Source organism: Delftia tsuruhatensis, from assembly GCF_903815225.1.
In the GTDB taxonomy this organism is placed as follows: domain Bacteria; phylum Pseudomonadota; class Gammaproteobacteria; order Burkholderiales; family Burkholderiaceae_C; genus Comamonas; species Comamonas tsuruhatensis_A.
The window spans coordinates 889,993-906,343 of record NZ_LR813084.1; the positions used below are offsets into that span (position 1 = coordinate 889,993).

The following is a 16,351-nucleotide window of genomic DNA, read 5'->3' on the forward strand; positions in this document are numbered from 1 at the left end:
CCTGCGGTGACTGGAGCGACGCCATGGCCCGCCCGCGCAAGAGCGATATCCACAGCGACAACCGGCGCGAGGAGCTTGTCATCGCGGCCGCGCGCCTGTTCCGTGAAAAGGGCTTCGACGGCACCTCCATGCGCGACATCGCCGCTGCCGCCCACATGCAGTCGGGCAGCCCCTTCTACCACTTCGCCAGCAAGCAGGCCCTGCTGTTCGCCGGCGTGGAGCATGGCCTGCGCGCCTGCCTGCAGGTGCTGGAGGCCATCGATGCGCGCAGCATGGCGCCGGCAGCGTACTTCCGCGCGCTGGCGCGCGAGCATCTGGCCCATCTGCTGGAGGACCGCATCGGCATGGCACCCCTGGTGGTGGACGAATGGCGCCACCTGGAAGGCGCCAACCGCGCCGCCATCGTGGACCTGCGCCGCCGCTACGAGCAGCTGTGGACGCGCGCGCTGCAGGGGCTGCACGATGCAGGCCTTGCAGGCCGCGCAGAGAAGATGGAGTGCTACTTCTTCCTGGGCGCGCTGCACTCCGTCTATTCCTGGTACCGGCCCGAAGGCCCGCTATCGCCGCAGGCCGTGGCGGACCGGCTGGTGGACTGGGTGCTGGGGGCTAGCGGGTGCCCGCCCCCGCAAATACCGTCAGCTTGCGGCTCCCCGCGAAGATCGACTTCGGCGTCAGCCCGTAGATCTGGCGTATCGAATGGCTGAAGTGCGTGGCGTCGGGGTAGCCCGCGTCCAGGGCCACGTCGGTCAGCTTCATGTCCTGGGTCACGTAGCCGAGGAAGGCGCGGGCGCGCTTCCAGGTCTTGAAGCGCCTGAAAGGCACGCCGGTTTCCTGGCTGAACAGGTGCAGGAAGCGCGATTCCGACAGACAGATGTCGCTGGCACAGCGCAGCGCGGGCGAGGGGCTGCTGGGGTCGGCCTTGACCTTGTCGATGATGGCCTGCACGCGCCGGTCCAGCGCAGGCGCCCGCAGCGGCTCGCCGAAGAAGATGCGGTCGAAATCGGTGGCGCCGACGCCATGGCCCGGCGCGTGGTGCCCCAGCAGGGGCAACAGCCGGGCCAGGCCGTCGCGCATGCGCTCCAGCAGCGGCGCGTCATGCACGGCACCGCCATCGCCGCGCAGCGGGGGTGGCAACTGGCGCGCATCCAGGGTTTCGGCCTCGATCAGCAGATTGCAGATGGTGCGCTCGCTGGCCTCGATGCCGTGGCGCACATAGGGCGGCACGATGGACAGGCTGCTGTGCTGCCAGGCGCCGTCGGCTATGCGCACGCGGTGCGAGCCGCGCAGCGAGAAATAGATGGCGTGGCCGCCCAGGCAGCGTTCGCGCGGCTGGCCCAGCAGGCCGCTGTAGACGGCGCGGTCCGCGTTGAGCCACATGACGCGCGGCTCCTGCGGTTCGGGGCGTGGCAGTGCGATCTCTAGGCGGGCGGGCTGGGGCGGCATGGCGGGGTCTCCTGGCAAGTCGTTGTCATGACGGGCTGCCGCGGGGGCAGTGCAAACAAACGGAAGGCGCCGTGAGGTGCTGCGCTGGCGCCAGCACTCCTGAAGGGCATTCTAGAAAGCAAGTGCTTGGTTTTTTATCGGGGTATACGCAGGCCGGGGCGGCCGTGGCCGGGTGGCCCGGTGACAAAAAAGCGCCCCGGAGAAGGGGCGCCGGGGCCGGGTCGCCGCGGTGCGCTCAGGGCAGTGTTTTCAAGCTTTCCCGCAACTGGTACTTGAGGATCTTGCCCGTCGGATTGCGCGGCAGCGCCGCCACCAGGTGCAGGCGGCGCGGCATCTTGTAGCGGGCCAGGCGTGCGGCGGCGAAGGCCTGCAGCTGCTCCAGGTCCAGGCACTGGCCCGGCCTGAGGGCCAGCACGGCGACGACGGCCTCGCCCCAGCGCGCATCGGGGGCGCCGACCACGGCGACCTCGGCGATGGCCGGGTGGCCGGCCAGCACGCTTTCCACCTCTGCCGGGTACACGTTCTCGCCGCCCGTGATGATCATGTCCTTGACGCGGTCGCAGACGTAGAGGAAGCCGTCCGCATCGCGATAGCCCACGTCGCCGGTGCGAAACCAGCCGTCGGCGCCGAAGGCCTGGCGCGTGGCCTCGGGCTGCTTCCAGTAGCCGCGCGCCACGTTGGGCCCGCGCACGCAGATCTCGCCGCGCTCGCCGGGCGCCTGCACCACCTCGCCCGCGGCATCGATGAGCCGCACCTGGGTCAGCAGTGCGGCATGGCCGACCGATCCCAGCTTGTCCAGCGCGTATTCCTCGGCCAGCACGGTGACCAGGGCGGCGGTCTCGGTGAGGCCGTAGCCCTGCTGCACACCGATGCCGCGCTGGCCATAGGCGCGCAGCAGCGGCTCGGGGCAGGGCGCGCCGCCACAGACGATGAGGCGCAGGGAGGACAGGTCGGCCCCGGCAAAGCGTGGCGACTGGCTGATGAACAGCAGCATGGCGGGCACGGCGAAGACCGTGGTGATGCCATGGGCCGCGATGTCGTGCAGCGCGCGGTCGGCATCGAAGCTGCGGTGCAGCACCACATGGCCGCCCTTGAGCAGGGTGGTCAGCGTCAGCACGTTGAGGCCGCCGATGTGGAAGATGGGCGCGAACACCAGCAGGCGGTCCGACGCCAGCACGTCGATGCTGTACAGCTCGCCCACATGGTTCCACCAGAAGTTGCCGCAGGTCAGCAGGGTGCCCTTGGGGCGCCCGGTCGTGCCCGAGGTGTACATGATCAGGGCCACGTCGTCGTTCAGCGGTGCGGCGGGGGCGTGCGGCCAGGGCGGGGCCGTCTGCATGGCGTGCTGCAAGTCGGGCCAGGCATCGGGGAAGGACGTCTCGCCCTCCGCATTCCAGTAGCTGGCGCAACACAGATCCGCACGGATGGCGGCGATGGCCTCGTGGTGCGAGCTGCCCGCCACCAGCGTGTGCACGCCCGCGTCGTTGAGGATGTAGTGCAGCTCGGGCCCGGTGAGCCGGAAGTTCAGCGGCACGAAGATGGCGCCCAGCTGCGAGGCCGCGAACATCGTGACCAGGAACATGGGGTGGTTCAGTCCCAGGTAGGCCACGCGCATGCCCGGGCCCAGGCCGCCATGCGCCAGCACGGCGGCGGCGCGCTCTATGCGCGACTGCAGCGCGCCGTAGCTCCAGGTCTGGCCCTCGAAGCTCAGCGCCGGGCGGGGCGCCGAGCGCAGGGCGCGTTCGCGCATCCATTGCGCCATGCCGATGGCCGGCGGTGGCGAGGGCAGGCCTCCCATCTCTTGCGGGGTGCAGGCGGCGGTGCTGGGCATCGGCATGTCTCCTTGGGGCGAAAGCGGATGGTCCCAGCTTTGCCCCGGCACGGCTTGCGCAATCCTGCTGTTCCACGGCCCGCATGCAGGGTCAGCAGGTTGCCGCAATACATGCGTGGCGGGCCTTCCTAGACTGAAAGCACTACCCGAAGCCGGCGCTGCGCCGCCGTGCGGGGACTGCGAGAAGGTCCAGATGCCATTGATCGAATCCACCATCGCCACCGGCAGCGAAAGCTACCAGGCCAACCGGGCCGCCACGCTGGCCCAGCTGGAGCGCCTGCGCTCCCTGGAGCAGCGCACGGTGGCCAGGTCCGAGGCGGCGCGCGAGCGCCTGGAAAAGCGCGGCCAGCTGCTGCCGCGCGAACGCCTGTCCCTGCTGCTGGACCCCGGCATGCCCTTCCTGGAGCTGAGCACGCTGGCCGGCTACTGCATGGACACGCCCGAGCCCGAGCGCAGCGTGCCGGGCGGCGGCATCATCGCGGGCATAGGCTTCGTCAGCGGCGTGCGCTGCATGGTCAAGGCCTCGGACTGCGGCATCGATGCCGGCGCGCTGCAGCCCATGGGCCTGGACAAGACGCTGCGCGTGCAGGAGCTGGCGCTGGAGAACAAGCTGCCCTATGTGCAGCTGGTGGAAAGCGCGGGCGCCAACCTCATGGCCTACCGCGTCGAGGACTTCATCCACGGTGGCAGCACCTTCCGCAACCTGGCGCGGCTGTCGGCCGCGGGCCTGCCCGTGGTCACGGTCACGCATGGTTCCTCCACGGCAGGGGGCGCCTACCAGACGGGGCTGTCGGACCACATCATCATGGTGCGCGACCGCTCGCGCGCCTTCCTCGCGGGGCCGCCCCTGCTGCTGGCGGCCACGGGCGAGGTGGCGACCGAGGAGGAACTGGGCGGCGCCGTCATGCATACCTCGGTCTCGGGCCTGGGCGACTACCTGGCCGAGGACGACCGCGACGCGCTGCGCATCGCGCGCTCCATCCTGGGCCAGATCGACTGGGACCGGGGCGCCGCCCCTGCAGCCTTCCCGGCACGTGCCTTCAAGCCGCCGCGCTACGACGCCGAGGAGCTGCTGGGCATCATGCCCGCCGACTACAAGCGGCCCGTGGACATGCGCCAGGTCATCGCGCGCATCGCCGATGACTCCGAGTTCCTGGAGTTCGGCCAGAACTACGGCGCCGCCACGGTCTGCGGCAGCTTCCGCCTCGAAGGCTGGGCCGTGGGCGTGATCACCAACAACGGCCCCATCGACACGGCCGGCGCCACCAAGGCCACGCACTTCATCCAGGCCTGCTGCCAGGCACGCACGCCGCTGCTGTACCTCAACAACACGACCGGCTTCATGGTGGGCCGTGCCCATGAGGAGGGTGGCATCATCAAGCACGGCTCCAAGATGATCCAGGCCGTGACCAATGCCACCGTGCCGCAGATCACCCTCTACTGCGGCGCTTCCTTCGGAGCGGGCAACTACGGCATGTGCGGACGGGGCTTTCATCCGCGTTTCTGCTTCAGCTGGCCCAACGCCAGGACGGCCGTCATGGGCGGCGAGCAGGCCGCACGCACCATGCGCACCGTCACCGAGGCCGGCATGCGCCGCAAGGGCGGGGTGGACACGGCACGGCTCGACGCGCTGGAGCGCCAGATCATCGAACGCTTCGACAGCCAGATGAGCGTGTTCACCACCAGCGCGCGGCTGCTGGACGACGGCGTGATCGACCCGCGCGACACGCGCGCCGTGCTGGCCAACGTGCTGGCCACCTGCCGCGAGGCCGAGGCACGCACGCCGCAGGCCATGCAGTTCTCCGTCGCCCGTCCCTGAGAACCCGCCCGGAGCACTTCACGCCATGCCGCACGCCACACCGTTCCACAAGATCCTGGTCGCCAACCGGGGCGAGATCGCCCTGCGCGTCATGCGCACGGCCCGGTCCATGGGCTATCAGACGGTGGCCGTCCACTCCAGCGCCGACGCGCGTGCCGCCCATGTGCTGGCGGCCGACCAGGCCGTGTGCATCGGCGAGCCGCTGCCCGCGCAGTCCTACCTGCGCGCGGACCGCATCATCGAGGCCGCGCGCGCCACCGGGGCCGATGCGGTGCACCCGGGCTATGGCTTCCTGGCCGAGAACGCGGACTTCGCCCAGGCCTGCCGCGCGGCGGGCCTGGTGTTCATCGGACCCTCGCCCGAGGCCATGCGCGCCATGGGTGACAAGGCCGGCGCCAAGCGCCTGATGAGAGAGGCCGGCGTGCCCTGCATCCCCGGCTACCAGGGCGAGGACCAGTCCGAGGCGCGCCTGGCCGAAGAGGCGGGCCGCATCGGCTACCCCGTCATGATCAAGGCCACGGCCGGGGGCGGCGGGCGCGGCATGCGCCTGGTCGCCGAGGCCGCGCAGTTCGACGCGCTGCTGCGCAGCGCGCAGTCCGAGGCGCGCAACGCCTTCGGCGACGCCACCGTGATCCTGGAGCGCGCCATCGCGCGGCCGCGCCACATCGAGATCCAGGTCTTCGCCGACCGCCACGGCCACGTCGTGCACCTGGGCGAGCGCGATTGCTCGGTGCAGCGCCGCCACCAGAAGCTGATCGAGGAGGCGCCATCGCCCGCCGTCGACGCCGCCCTGCGCGAGCGCATGGGCGCCACGGCGGTGGCGGCGGCACTGGCCATGGGCTACGAGGGCGCGGGCACGCTGGAGTTCCTGCTGGACGGGCAGGGCGCCTTCTACTTCATGGAGATGAACACGCGGCTGCAGGTCGAGCACCCGGTCACCGAGGCCATCACGGGCCTGGACCTGGTGGAATGGCAGCTGCGCGTGGCCGCCGGCGAGCCGCTGCCGGCCGCGCAGGACGCCATCCGCTTCGCAGGCCACGCCATCGAGGTGCGCCTGTGCGCCGAGGACGTGGCCCAGGGCTTCATGCCGCAAAGCGGCACGCTGCGCCGCTGGCAGCCGCCGCCGGGCGTGCGCGTGGAGCATGCGCTGGCCTCGGGCACGGCCATACCGCCCTGGTACGACTCCATGGTCGCCAAGATCATCGCCCACGGCGCCACGCGCCACGAGGCCGCGCGCCGGCTGCACCGCGCGCTGGGCGACCTGGTGGCGCTGGGCGTGGCGACCAACCAGGCCTTCCTGGCGCGCTGCCTGGCGCATCCGGTGTTCCTGGCGGGTGGCGCGACCACGGCCTTCATCGCGGAGCAGGGGGCCGGGCTGCTGGCCGGTGATGCGCAACAGCAGGCCCGGCAGGCCCGGGCCCGCGCCGTTGCCTGCTGGCTGCTGCTGGAGACGGCGGCAGGCCAGCCCTGGGGCGAGGTGGCGCGGCTGGTCCACCGCCACCCCGTGGGGCTGCGCTGGACCCTGGACGGCGAGGCGCTCGGCACGCGCGTGCGCCGCACGGCGGCGGGCGTGTACGAGATCGAGCAGGACGGCGTGCCGTGCGTGCTCACGGTGCAGGACGCGCCGGCCGGCGGCCATGCGCGCTTCACGCTCGACGGCATTACCGAGGCCGTGGCCTGGGAGCGCGATGGCGCCACGCTGTGGCTGCACCTGGCGGGCGCCCCCCACGTGGCCGAGGACCGCAGCCACGAGGCCGCGCTGCGCGCCGGCCCGGCGGGTGGCGACGGCAAGGTCCGTGCCTCCATGAACGGCCGCGTGGTCGCCCTGCCCGTGGCCGTGGGCGACAGGGTCGAGGCCGGCCAGCCCGTGCTGGTGCTGGAGGCCATGAAGATGGAACACGTGCACGCCGCCACCGCCGCCGGCGTGGTGGCGGCCGTGCACGCGGCTCTGGGCGACCAGGCGACGGCGGGGCGGGTGCTGCTGGAGATCACGCCGGATGACCGGTACGCGCAGTCCTTGCAGGAACAAGGTTGAAGGAGACAAGCCATGCAACTGACACAGGAACACGAGCAGCTGCGCGACACCGTGCGCCGCTGGGTGGCACAGGAGGTCAACCCCCATGTGGATGCCTGGGAGGCCGAGGAAATCTTCCCGGCCCACCAGGTCTTCGGCCAGATGGGCCGGCTGGGCCTGCTGGGTCTGGACAAGCCCGTGGACAACGGCGGCCTGGGCCTGGACTATTCCTATGCGGCCGTGCTGGCCGAGGCCATCGCGGACATCAACTGCGGCGGCATCCCCATGGCCATCGGCGTGCAGACCGACATGTGCACGCCGGCCCTGGCCCGGCACGGCAGCCCCGGGCTGCGCGCCGAGTTCCTGGCGCCCGCCATCCGGGGCGAGCAGGTGGGCTGCATCGGCGTGTCCGAGGTGGGGGGCGGCTCGGACGTGGCCTCCATCAAGACCACGGCGCGCCGGGACGGCGGCGACTACGTGATCAACGGCGGCAAGATGTGGATCACCAACGGCACGCAGGCCGACTTCTGCTGCCTGCTGGCCAACACATCCGACGGGCCGGTGCACAGGAACAAGTCGCTGATCATCGTGCCCATGAAGACGCCGGGCATCAGCGTGGCGCGCAAGATCCGCAAGATCGGCATGGACGCGTCGGACACGGCCCAGCTGTACTTCGACGATGTGCGCGTGCCGCGCAGGCATTGCATTGGCGAAGAGGGCATGGGCTTCATCTACCAGATGGAGCAGTTCCAGGCCGAGCGCCTGTGGGGCGCGCTCAACGCCACGGCCATGGCCCAGCGCGCCATCGATCAGACCATAGCCTACACGCGCGGGCGCCAGGTCTTCGGCCGGCCGCTGCTGGACAACCAGTGGGTGCATTTCCGCCTGGCCGAGCTGCAGGCCGACGTGGCGGCCGTGCGCGCCCTGGCCTGGCAAGGGGTGGAGATGGTGGTGCGCGGCGAGGATGGCACGCGCGTGGCCACCATGGCCAAGCTCAAGGTCGGACGCCTGGTGCGCGAGGTGGCCGACAGCTGCCTGCAGTTCTGGGGCGGCATGGGCTATGTGATGGAAAGCCCGGTCTCGCGCTTTTTCCGCGACGGGCGGCTGACTTCGATAGGCGCAGGTGCCGACGAGGTGATGCTGCAGGTGCTGTGCAAGTTCATGGGAATTTTCCCCAAGGTCTGAGATACCGGAGCCTCTGCATGTTCGATTCCCCGCCACTGCCCCATTACTTCTCGCCCGAGCATGAGGCCTTTCGCCGCAGCCTGCGCGACTTCGTGGACCGCGAGATCGCGCCCTTCGTCAACGACTGGGATGAGGCCGGCAGCTTTCCCCGCGCGCTGTATGGCCGCATGGCCGAGCTGGGCGCGCTGGGCCTGGGCTATCCCGAGGAACTGGGCGGCACCGAGGCCGATGTGTTCCACCAGTTCGTCGTCGCAGAGGAACTGGCGCGTGCGGGCTGCGGCGGGCTGTCGGCCTCGCTGACCTCGCACATCATCGGCCTGCCACCCGTGCTGCACTGGGGCAGCGAGGCACTGAAGCGGCGCGTGATCCCCGGCGTGCTGCGCGGCGAGCAGATCTCGGCGCTGGCCGTCACCGAGCCTGGTGGCGGCTCGGACGTGGCCGCGCTCCGGACCACGGCCGTGCGCGACGGGGAGCACTATGTCGTCAACGGCGAGAAGACCTTCATCACCTCGGGCATGCGCGCCGACTGGTTCACCGTGGCCGTGCGCACCGAGCCCGCGAACAAGGGGCCGGGCGGCATCTCGGCCCTGCTGGTCGCGGGCGACAGCCCGGGCCTGGCACGCACCGGGCTGAAGAAGATGGGCTGGTGGGCCTCCGACACCGCCCACCTGCGTTTCGACAACGTGCGCGTGCCGGCGCACCAGCTCATCGGCGCCGAGAACGCGGGCTTCAAGGTGTTCATGAACAACTTCAACCACGAGCGCCTGGTGATGTCCGCCAGCGCCTGCGCCTACGCCGAGACCTGCCTGCGCGAGGCCCTGGAGTGGGCACGTGGTCGCAGCACCTTCGGCGCGCCGCTGGCCGAGCGCCAGGTCATACGCCACAAGCTCATGGACATGTACCTGCGGATCGAGGCCGCACGCGCCATGGTCTACGAGCTGGCCTGGCGCCTGCGCGAAGGCCGGGGCCTGGCCCACGAGCTGGTGGCGCGCACCTGCCTGGCCAAGGTCCAGGCCACGCGCGCCATGCAGCTGTGTGCCGACCAGGCCGTGCAGATCCTGGGCGGCATGGGCTTCATGCGCGGCACGCGCAGCGAGCGCATCTACCGCGAGGTCAAGGTGATGATGATCGGCGGCGGTTCCGAGGAAATCATGAAGGACCTCGCCGCGCGGCAGCTGGGCGTCTGACCGTCCGCTGGCGGCGCCGAAGGCATAGACTGGGCGCCTTCCCTTTTTCGGAACGCGCACACATGACAGCAGACGAACGATTCGCGGCGGCGGCCCGCGCGCTGGGCCACAGCTTCGATGGCGAAATCAAGATCGGCGGCAACTACACGCCCGTGGTGCGGGACGGCCAGCAGCTGTTCATCAGCGGCCAGATCCCCCGCGTCGGCGACGAGGTGCTGTACGTGGGCGCGGTCGGCGAGGCCATCGACCTGGCCGGCGCCAGGACCGCCGCCGCCATCTGCGCCATGCGCGCCCTGGCCTTCGTGCAGCGCGCGGCCGGCTCGCTGGACGCTGTGCGCGCCATCCCCCGGATCACGGTGTACGTGCGCTCGGCGGCCGGATTCACCCAGCAAAGCGAGGTGGCCGACGGCGCCTCTGACCTCATCGCCCAGGTGCTGGGGCCGGTGGGGGCGCACACGCGCACTTCGGTGGGTGTATGGCAACTGCCCAAGGGTGCCGCCGTCGAGGTGGATCTCATCGCGCGCGTGGACTGAGTCCGCCTACCCCGGGCCGGCGGACTCGCCCTCGTGGCGCGCACGCCAGGCCCGCAGCGCCTGGCGGTACGCATCCATGGCCAGGTCGTAGGTGTCGAAGATGCAGGGGTCGCAGCCATTGCCGCAGCAGGCGTCCAGGTCGGGCTGCTCGGGCGGCTGGGGCATGGGGTCGGCGGAATCTGGAATCGGCGCGGTGGTCATGGCGGTGATTGTCTCGCGCCACGGGGTTTCCTGTAGGGCACACAAGCGAACCCGCGCTGCCGACATGCAGCAGCGCGGGTTGCTTCCTGGCGCGTCTTACTGTCCGGTACGCTGCCTGCGTGCCATGCCCATGAAGCCGGCTGCTCCCGCCATCAGCGACAGCAGCAGCAGGCCCCAGCGGTCCAGGGCGGGGATGCTCTGCGCTCCTGCGGGGACTGCAGGCAGGGCCAGGATGACGGGATCGACGAACTCGCCGTTGACCGTCTTGTCGTCATCGCGCAGACCGCCGTCCACGATGGTGTAGCTGACCTGGTTGCCACTGATGGTGGGCGTGAAGGGCTGCCACTTGGGCGTTGCGGTGGCGTCGTACTTCATCAGCTGCGCATTGGCGGGCACGGGAGAGGTGAAGGTCAGTGTCACGGTCAGCGTGCTGCTGGGGGCGCACTGCCTGGCCGTGAAGTCCACGGCGGCCTGCGGGTAGGTGAAGGCCGTCGGCAGCGGGCCCAGCGAGCCGGCCACGGCAGAAGGCGAGGTGAAGCTGGCCGCAGTCAGCGTGCAGGTGGGGCTGCTGTTGGCAATGCCCAGATCCACACCCGAGCCCGATGCGCTTTGCCTGGCCTCGCGCGTTACCGTCACCACATAGGTCTTCTTGGTCGTGCCGTCCTGCGCCGTGACTTCGATGGACACGGTATTGCTGCCCACGTTCAGCACCACCGGGGTGGTTGCCGCTGCGCCGTTGACCAGGATCGTGGCGCCCCCATCGGCAGCGGTGGCTGTCACCGTGATGGTGCTGCTGGCATTGGGCACGGTGGCCGTGTAGGCCAGGGTGCCTGCACCAAAGCCAGGTGCGAGCGTGCCGCTGCTCAGTGCCAGGGCGCCGAGGTCGGCGTTGGTGGAGTTCACCACCAGGGTGTAGCTGGTGCTGCCCGAGGTGAACGGGGCTCCCGTGCCCGTGGAGGAATCCGTGGCCGTGATGGTGAAGGTGAAGCTTCCCGCCGCGGTGGGCGTGCCGCTCAGAACACCAGTGCTGGCGTTGAAGGTCATTCCGGTCGGCAGCGTGCCGCTGCTGGCGTAGGTGTAGGGCGCCGTGCCTCCGCTGGCAGTGAAGGTCTGCCCTGCATAGGCCGTGTTCAGCCTGGCGGTCGGCAGCGTGGAAGCTGCAGGCGTCAGCACCACCGTGGCTGCCGCCACGCTGCCACTGTAGGTGCGCTGGCCGCTGATGCTGCTGTTGTCGGTCGCCTGCACCGTGAAGCTGAAGGGCCCGGCCGCCGTGGGCGTGCCGCTGATCACCCCGGCGGACGACAGCGACAGGCCTGCGGGCAGCGTGCTGCCGCCGGCCGTTGCAAAGGTGTAGGGCGTCGCGCCGCCGCTGGCAGAAAGGGTCTCGCTGAACGAGACGCCTACCTTGGGCGTGCCGGCCAGCGTCGCGGGTGTCACCGAGATGGCCACATAGGTGAACTGGGCGGCCGCGCCTGTGGCGCTGGTGCCGCCTGCCGTGGTGACGCGCACATCGACCGGGCCAGCCGATCCTGCAGGCGAGGTGGCCGTGATCTGCGTGGCGCTGTTGACGGTGAAGCCCGTGGCGGCCGTGCCGCCGAAGGTCACGGTCGTGGCGCCTGACAGATTGGTGCCGGTGATGACCACCGAGGTTCCCCCCGCGGTTGGCCCTGCCGTGGGCGAGACGGACGTCACCGTGGGCATGGCCACATAGGTGAACTGGTCTGCAGAACTGGTGGCGCTGGTGCCGCCGACCGTGGTGACCGTCACATCGACCATGCCGGCGCTGCGCGCGGGCGAGGTGGCGGTGATCTGGGTCCCGCTGTTGACCGTGAAGCCGCTGGCGGCCGTGCCGCCGAAGGTCACGGCCGTGGCGCCGGACAGGTTGGTGCCGGTGATGGTCACGCTGGTGCCCCCAGCGGTAGGCCCTGCCGTGGGCGAGATGGAAGTCACCGTGGGCGCTGACACATAGGTGAACTGGTCGGCCGCGCTGGTGGCGCTGGTGCCGCCCGCCGTGGTCACCGTCACATCGACCGTGCCGGCGCTGCCCGCGGGCGCGGTGGCGGTGATCTGGGTGTTGCTGTTGATGGTGTAGGTGGCGGCCGTGGCGCCAAAGTGCACGGCACCGGTGGCAGGTGCCGCGGAGAAGCCGGTACCGGTGATGGTCACCGTGGTGCCGCCACCTGTGGGACCCGTCGTGGGTGAAATGGAGGTGACCGACGGTGTCGCCACATAGGTGAACTGGTCAGCGGCGATGGCGGGACTGGTGCCGACAATGTTGCTGACGCGGATGTCCACCGTGCCCGTTCCGGCCGGTGCCGTGGCCCTGATGCTGGTGGCGCTGTCGACCGTGAAGCCGGCCGCTGCCGTGGCGCCGAAGTTCACGCCCGTGGTGCCGATGAAGTTCGTGCCCGTGATGGTGACTTCCGTGCCGCCCGCCTGCGGGCCTGCCGTGGGTGCGATGCCGGTGATCGTGGGCGTTGCCAGGTAGCTGAATTGATCGGCCCCGCTGATGGCGCTGGTGCCGCCCGCCGTTGTGACGCGCACATCGACCGTGCCTGTACCCGCAGGCGAGGTGGCGGTGATCTGGGTGGCGCTGTTGACCGTGTAGCCCGTGGCTGGCGTTCCGCCGAAGGTCACGGCCGTGGCGCCGGACAGGTTGGTGCCGGTGATGGTCACGATGGTGCCGCCTGCCTGCGGGCCAAAGTTGGGCGATATGGAGGTCACCGTGGGCACGGGCAGATAGGTGAACTGATTGGCTGCGGCAGTGACGCTGGTGCCACCTGCCGTCGTGACGGTCACGTTCACCGTGCCCGATCCTGCCGGTGCCGTGGCCGTGATCTGGGTGGCGCTGTTGACCGTGAAGCTGGTCGCCGGCGTGCCGCCGAAGCTCACTGCGGTCACGATGGAGCTGCCGATCACGTTGGTGAAGTTGGCTCCGATGATGGTGACCAGATCTCCGCCAGCGGCCAGGCCGCTCGTGGGCGACAGCGCCGTTGCCGTGGGTGTGGCAGGGGGATGGGGGTCCACGGCCAGATCGTCGAAGGCGAAGTTGGCGGGATCGAGTGCAGCGTTGTTGCTCACGCGTACTTCGTCCACATCCGACAGCGCGCCGAGATTGACTGTGACGAATTGCTGGGTCATGGGGAGCGTCTTGGACACGACCACGCTCGCATTGGGCGCGGGACTTCCGTCGCGATAGCCTGTGAACGTGAACTGGGTCATGTCGCCGTAGGCATGGATGCGCACCTGCGCGAGGCTGAAGCGATCCGTGCCATTGGACGACTTGATGATGGCCTTTCCGTCGAGTGACGTCGACGTGATGGCGTCGCCGGACGTGATGATCCCGGGGGAGCCCGTCTGCAGGTCTGCCGCGGAGAAGTACGACCACTGTCCGGAGAAGCGCAGGCCGTTGTAGTCGGTGGCCACGTCCGGGAAGATGCCGTTGGGAGCGCCGGTCCCGAAGTCGATGATGCCCGAGGAAACGGTGGCATGGGCCGGCGCAGCCAGCGCCAGCATCAGCCCCATGAACCACGCAAACCACAGGGATAGCATGCGGGAAGCGGACTTGCGTGCGGGAAGGTGGTTCGTGGACATGGCGGGCAGCGGCTAGGGGTAGAAGGAGGTCATGAACGGACCGGGAATTCGCCGGACAGGCAGATGCAGAAATTCAGCGCCAGGTAGGGCTGCAGGTTGCTGTGGGACTGGCCGCCTCCTGCGGGATACAGCGCTGTCGGTGCCAGCGTGGAATCCGGCGTCGCCGATGCATAGGTCTGCCTGGCGCTGGTCCGGGGAGGCACGCCTTGGCCCCCCTGTGCCAGCAGGTTGCCGCCGGGCAGGGCCGAAGTGGCGCCTGCCGCCTGGGCGGTGATGCCATGGCTGTGCGGCGGTATCTGGGTGAGCAGCAGCGTTTCCTGGGTCGTGCCCATGGTGTCGCCCACGTCGCGAGGTGTCAGGCCGGGTGCTGTTCCGCTGCCCATGGGGACGTTGCCCTGCAGGTTGGGCAGGGCGAAGTCTGTTTTACCGTTTCCGCCGAACTGGTTGCCGATCACGGAGTAGAGCGCCGAGTTCTGCTGGATCTGGATGGTCTGGCCTGCGCAGAAGGCCCAGTTGGCGGGGGCGAAGTCGAAGCCGAAGGCCCGGATTTCACCGTAGAAGGGATCTGCCATATCGATGTTTCCTTGGGGAGAGTGGGTCAGCTGCGTGGCGGGAAGATGCCCTGCGTGGCGATGCACCAGTTCACGACCAGCGAGGGCTGCATGTTCTCGTGGGGCAGGTTGTCGCCGCTCGTGGCCACGGCGGCAGGCGCCAGGAAGGCATTGGTGGGCGTCCCGTAGGCTGCGAGACTGTTGGCGGCCTCGGCCATCACGGCATTGGTGGGCACGTTGGTGGTGGCCACCGCGCTGCTGCATGCCACCTGATGGGTGTGCTGCGGGATCTGGTTCTGGTTCAGCGTGACGGTTTCCGAACCATCTGCGCTGGCGAGGGGAAACGCGCCGCCGGCTCCCAGGGGTGCGCGGCCGCGCAGGTCGGGCAGGGCGAAGTTCGTCGAGCCGTTGCCTCCATATCGGGTGCCCAGCAGGGCGAACAGTGCCTGGTTCTGCTGGATCGGCAACAGGGCGCCATTGCACGACATCCAGTTCCGGGGGATCTGGTTAAAGGCGAATGCGCGGATTTCTCCGACAAAGGGTTCCATGGGGGGCTCCTGTACGGTCTCAAGACATGCTGGGGAAGGTGCCGTAGAGGCAGATGATGTAGCTCAGCACCAGGCTGGGCATGACATTGTTGTGGGCCTGCCCGCTGCCGACGGATTCCACCGTGGTGCCTGCCATCGTGGTGGCCTGGCTGGGGGGGGCGGGCGCATACAGGTTGAAGCCCGTAAGGGCTGCCGGCACCTGTCCCTGTGGCTTGCCGGTGCTGGCCGCGCCGGCCACGGCGAATGGGTGGGTGTGCTGAGGGAGCTGGCCGACAGTCAGGGTGACACTTTCCGACCCCATTTTCTGGCCCAGGATGCGGTTGGTCCTGCCCGTGCCCTGGCCCTGGCCTATGGGCAGCCGACCCCGCAGATCGGGAAGGGCGAAGGTGGTCACGCCATCGCCACCGTAGGTCGTACCCAGCAGCACGAAGAGCGCGTCGTTCTCGCTGATGGCAATCAGCCTGCCGTCGCACAATGCCCAGTTCTGGGGGGCATAGTTGCCCGCAAAAAGACGGATTTCTCCCATATATGCCTCGCTCATGGCGTCTCCTCCTCCTTGATCGACGTGTTCATGCGTGTGATGAGTGCCTGGTAGCTGGTTTGCCCCGGCTCCGCATCCACGACGGGCCCCAGGAACAGAGCAAAGCGTCCCAGGCGTTCGTGGGAAAGCAGGTAGGTGTCGTGGGTCGGGCGGCCGATGTCAGGTCCCTTGAAGCGCAGTGAGCAGCGCGAGGCCAGCAATCCCTGCGTGACCGTGGCCTTTTCCAGGCGCAGCGCCACGGGCGCGGCACCGGGGAGTTGCAACGCGAAATCGGTGCCGACCAGGCCGGTGAAATCCTCAAGGCTGGGCATGTGCGCAGGCTGCTGCGCGCGGCGCATGTACCAGTACACGCCGCGGTCGGCCTCGGTGACAAAACCCAGGCGCTGGTAGAAGTCCAGGATGGGGTTGTTCTTCTCCACATGAAGCCCCAGCGCAATGCCCAGGGCGTCCGATTCGTCGATCAGATCCTGCAGCAACTGCCGCCCCACGCCCTGGCGACGGTGCCTGGGAAGCAGGGCGATATCCACCACGCGTATTTCCTGCGGGCTGCGGTCCACATACAGCCGGCCCGCTATCTCGCCATCGCGCAGCACCAGATCGAAACTGGGGTTGGCATAGGCCGTCGAATACTGGGTGTGCTGCGCCATGAACTGCTGGCGGATGAAGGCGTTCCATTGCTCCTCGGGCCAGCCGAATTGTTCGCGCTCCTGCTCGCGTGTGGAGGCGAAGATGGCCAGGAGAGCAGCTTCGTCGCTGGAATCAATGGGTTGAAGCGTCAGCGCACCACAGGATTCGGCGTGAGGGCTGCGGAGACCGGTATCGGCAGGCACAGTGCTCATGAATGGAAAACGGCTGGAAACGCAGAAGTTCCAGCCGGGAACAATTGAAAGGAGTTGTCAAATCA

Annotated in this window: 14 protein-coding genes; 6 read left to right on the forward strand and 8 right to left on the reverse strand. The window is 69.3% G+C overall.

Annotation, left to right across the window (positions count from 1 at the left end):
- Nucleotides 1-23: 23 nt before the first annotated feature.
- Nucleotides 24-704 (forward strand): TetR/AcrR family transcriptional regulator, encoded by a 681-nt coding sequence (locus L1Z78_RS04080; RefSeq protein WP_234640279.1) that lies wholly within the window; start codon nt 24-26, stop codon nt 702-704.
- Here L1Z78_RS04080 and L1Z78_RS04085 read toward each other — a convergent pair.
- Nucleotides 607-1,443 carry an AraC family transcriptional regulator gene (locus L1Z78_RS04085; protein ID WP_234640280.1) on the reverse strand — a complete coding sequence of 279 codons (837 nt, stop codon included), beginning with the start codon at nt 1,441-1,443 and terminating at the stop codon, nt 607-609. The two genes, L1Z78_RS04080 and L1Z78_RS04085, sit on opposite strands and share 98 nt — an antisense overlap.
- 235 nt (nt 1,444-1,678) lie before the next feature.
- Nucleotides 1,679-3,274, reverse strand: coding sequence for an acyl-CoA synthetase (locus L1Z78_RS04090; RefSeq protein WP_234640281.1), 1,596 nt, complete (start codon nt 3,272-3,274; stop codon nt 1,679-1,681).
- A 193-nt stretch (nt 3,275-3,467) separates the two neighbouring features.
- Here L1Z78_RS04090 and L1Z78_RS04095 point away from each other — a divergent pair, with 193 nt between their 5' ends.
- The 5 genes from L1Z78_RS04095 (at nt 3,468) to L1Z78_RS04115 (ending at nt 10,012) form a co-directional block, all read left to right on the forward strand.
- Nucleotides 3,468-5,093, forward strand: coding sequence for an acyl-CoA carboxylase subunit beta (locus L1Z78_RS04095; protein ID WP_234640282.1), 1,626 nt, complete (start codon nt 3,468-3,470; stop codon nt 5,091-5,093).
- A 25-nt stretch (nt 5,094-5,118) separates the two neighbouring features.
- A complete protein-coding gene (locus L1Z78_RS04100) occupies nt 5,119-7,128 on the forward strand; it encodes an acetyl-CoA carboxylase biotin carboxylase subunit (protein ID WP_234640283.1) in 2,010 nt (669 codons plus the stop codon).
- Between the two features lie 12 nt (nt 7,129-7,140).
- Nucleotides 7,141-8,292, forward strand: a complete 1,152-nt coding sequence (locus tag L1Z78_RS04105; protein WP_234640284.1) for an acyl-CoA dehydrogenase family protein — start codon at nt 7,141-7,143, stop codon at nt 8,290-8,292.
- 17 nt (nt 8,293-8,309) lie between these two features.
- Nucleotides 8,310-9,479, forward strand: a complete 1,170-nt coding sequence (locus L1Z78_RS04110) for an acyl-CoA dehydrogenase family protein (protein WP_234640285.1) — start codon at nt 8,310-8,312, stop codon at nt 9,477-9,479.
- Nucleotides 9,480-9,541: 62 nt separating this feature from the next.
- On the forward strand, nt 9,542-10,012 hold the full coding sequence (locus L1Z78_RS04115) for a RidA family protein (RefSeq protein WP_234640286.1): 471 nt from the start codon (nt 9,542-9,544) through the stop codon (nt 10,010-10,012).
- A gap of 6 nt (nt 10,013-10,018) precedes the next feature.
- On the opposite strand, the gene L1Z78_RS04120 is transcribed toward L1Z78_RS04115, so the two are convergent.
- The 6 genes from L1Z78_RS04120 to L1Z78_RS04145 all read right to left on the reverse strand — a co-directional run bounded on the left by L1Z78_RS04120 (nt 10,019) and on the right by L1Z78_RS04145 (nt 16,286).
- On the reverse strand, nt 10,019-10,213 hold the full coding sequence (locus L1Z78_RS04120) for an oxidoreductase-like domain-containing protein (RefSeq protein ID WP_234640287.1): 195 nt from the start codon (nt 10,211-10,213) through the stop codon (nt 10,019-10,021).
- A gap of 96 nt (nt 10,214-10,309) precedes the next feature.
- The gene (locus tag L1Z78_RS04125) at nt 10,310-13,807 is read right to left on the reverse strand and encodes an IPTL-CTERM sorting domain-containing protein (RefSeq protein WP_234640288.1); all 3,498 of its coding nucleotides are present in this window, start codon (nt 13,805-13,807) and stop codon (nt 10,310-10,312) included.
- Between the two features lie 29 nt (nt 13,808-13,836).
- Entirely contained in the window at nt 13,837-14,379 is a 543-nt protein-coding gene (locus L1Z78_RS04130) for a phage tail protein (RefSeq protein ID WP_234640289.1), read from the reverse strand.
- 26 nt (nt 14,380-14,405) lie between these two features.
- Nucleotides 14,406-14,906 (reverse strand): phage tail protein, encoded by a 501-nt coding sequence (locus tag L1Z78_RS04135; protein ID WP_234640290.1) that lies wholly within the window; start codon nt 14,904-14,906, stop codon nt 14,406-14,408.
- A gap of 19 nt (nt 14,907-14,925) precedes the next feature.
- Nucleotides 14,926-15,447, reverse strand: coding sequence for a phage tail protein (locus L1Z78_RS04140; protein ID WP_234640291.1), 522 nt, complete (start codon nt 15,445-15,447; stop codon nt 14,926-14,928).
- Nucleotides 15,444-16,286: a GNAT family N-acetyltransferase gene (locus L1Z78_RS04145; RefSeq protein ID WP_234640292.1), complete on the reverse strand. Its 843-nt coding sequence runs from the start codon at nt 16,284-16,286 to the stop codon at nt 15,444-15,446. The genes L1Z78_RS04140 and L1Z78_RS04145 overlap by 4 nt, the downstream gene beginning before the upstream one ends.
- Nucleotides 16,287-16,351: the final 65 nt, after the last annotated feature.

What these genes read in the sequence shown, in the direction of transcription:
- L1Z78_RS04090 (WP_234640281.1), bottom strand. Translation starts at nt 3,274, where the DNA reads ATGCCCAGCACCGCCGCCTGCACCCCGCAAGAGATGGGAGGCCTGCCC.
- L1Z78_RS04120 (WP_234640287.1), bottom strand. Translation starts at nt 10,213, where the DNA reads ATGACCACCGCGCCGATTCCAGATTCCGCCGACCCCATGCCCCAGCCG.
- L1Z78_RS04110 (WP_234640285.1), top strand. Translation starts at nt 8,310, where the DNA reads ATGTTCGATTCCCCGCCACTGCCCCATTACTTCTCGCCCGAGCATGAG.
- L1Z78_RS04095 (WP_234640282.1), top strand. Translation starts at nt 3,468, where the DNA reads ATGCCATTGATCGAATCCACCATCGCCACCGGCAGCGAAAGCTACCAG.
- L1Z78_RS04135 (WP_234640290.1), bottom strand. Translation starts at nt 14,906, where the DNA reads ATGGAACCCTTTGTCGGAGAAATCCGCGCATTCGCCTTTAACCAGATC.
- L1Z78_RS04125 (WP_234640288.1), bottom strand. Translation starts at nt 13,807, where the DNA reads ATGTCCACGAACCACCTTCCCGCACGCAAGTCCGCTTCCCGCATGCTA.
- L1Z78_RS04105 (WP_234640284.1), top strand. Translation starts at nt 7,141, where the DNA reads ATGCAACTGACACAGGAACACGAGCAGCTGCGCGACACCGTGCGCCGC.
- L1Z78_RS04145 (WP_234640292.1), bottom strand. Translation starts at nt 16,286, where the DNA reads ATGAGCACTGTGCCTGCCGATACCGGTCTCCGCAGCCCTCACGCCGAA.
- L1Z78_RS04140 (WP_234640291.1), bottom strand. Translation starts at nt 15,447, where the DNA reads ATGAGCGAGGCATATATGGGAGAAATCCGTCTTTTTGCGGGCAACTAT.
- L1Z78_RS04080 (WP_234640279.1), top strand. Translation starts at nt 24, where the DNA reads ATGGCCCGCCCGCGCAAGAGCGATATCCACAGCGACAACCGGCGCGAG.
- L1Z78_RS04085 (WP_234640280.1), bottom strand. Translation starts at nt 1,443, where the DNA reads ATGCCGCCCCAGCCCGCCCGCCTAGAGATCGCACTGCCACGCCCCGAA.
- L1Z78_RS04115 (WP_234640286.1), top strand. Translation starts at nt 9,542, where the DNA reads ATGACAGCAGACGAACGATTCGCGGCGGCGGCCCGCGCGCTGGGCCAC.
- L1Z78_RS04130 (WP_234640289.1), bottom strand. Translation starts at nt 14,379, where the DNA reads ATGGCAGATCCCTTCTACGGTGAAATCCGGGCCTTCGGCTTCGACTTC.
- L1Z78_RS04100 (WP_234640283.1), top strand. Translation starts at nt 5,119, where the DNA reads ATGCCGCACGCCACACCGTTCCACAAGATCCTGGTCGCCAACCGGGGC.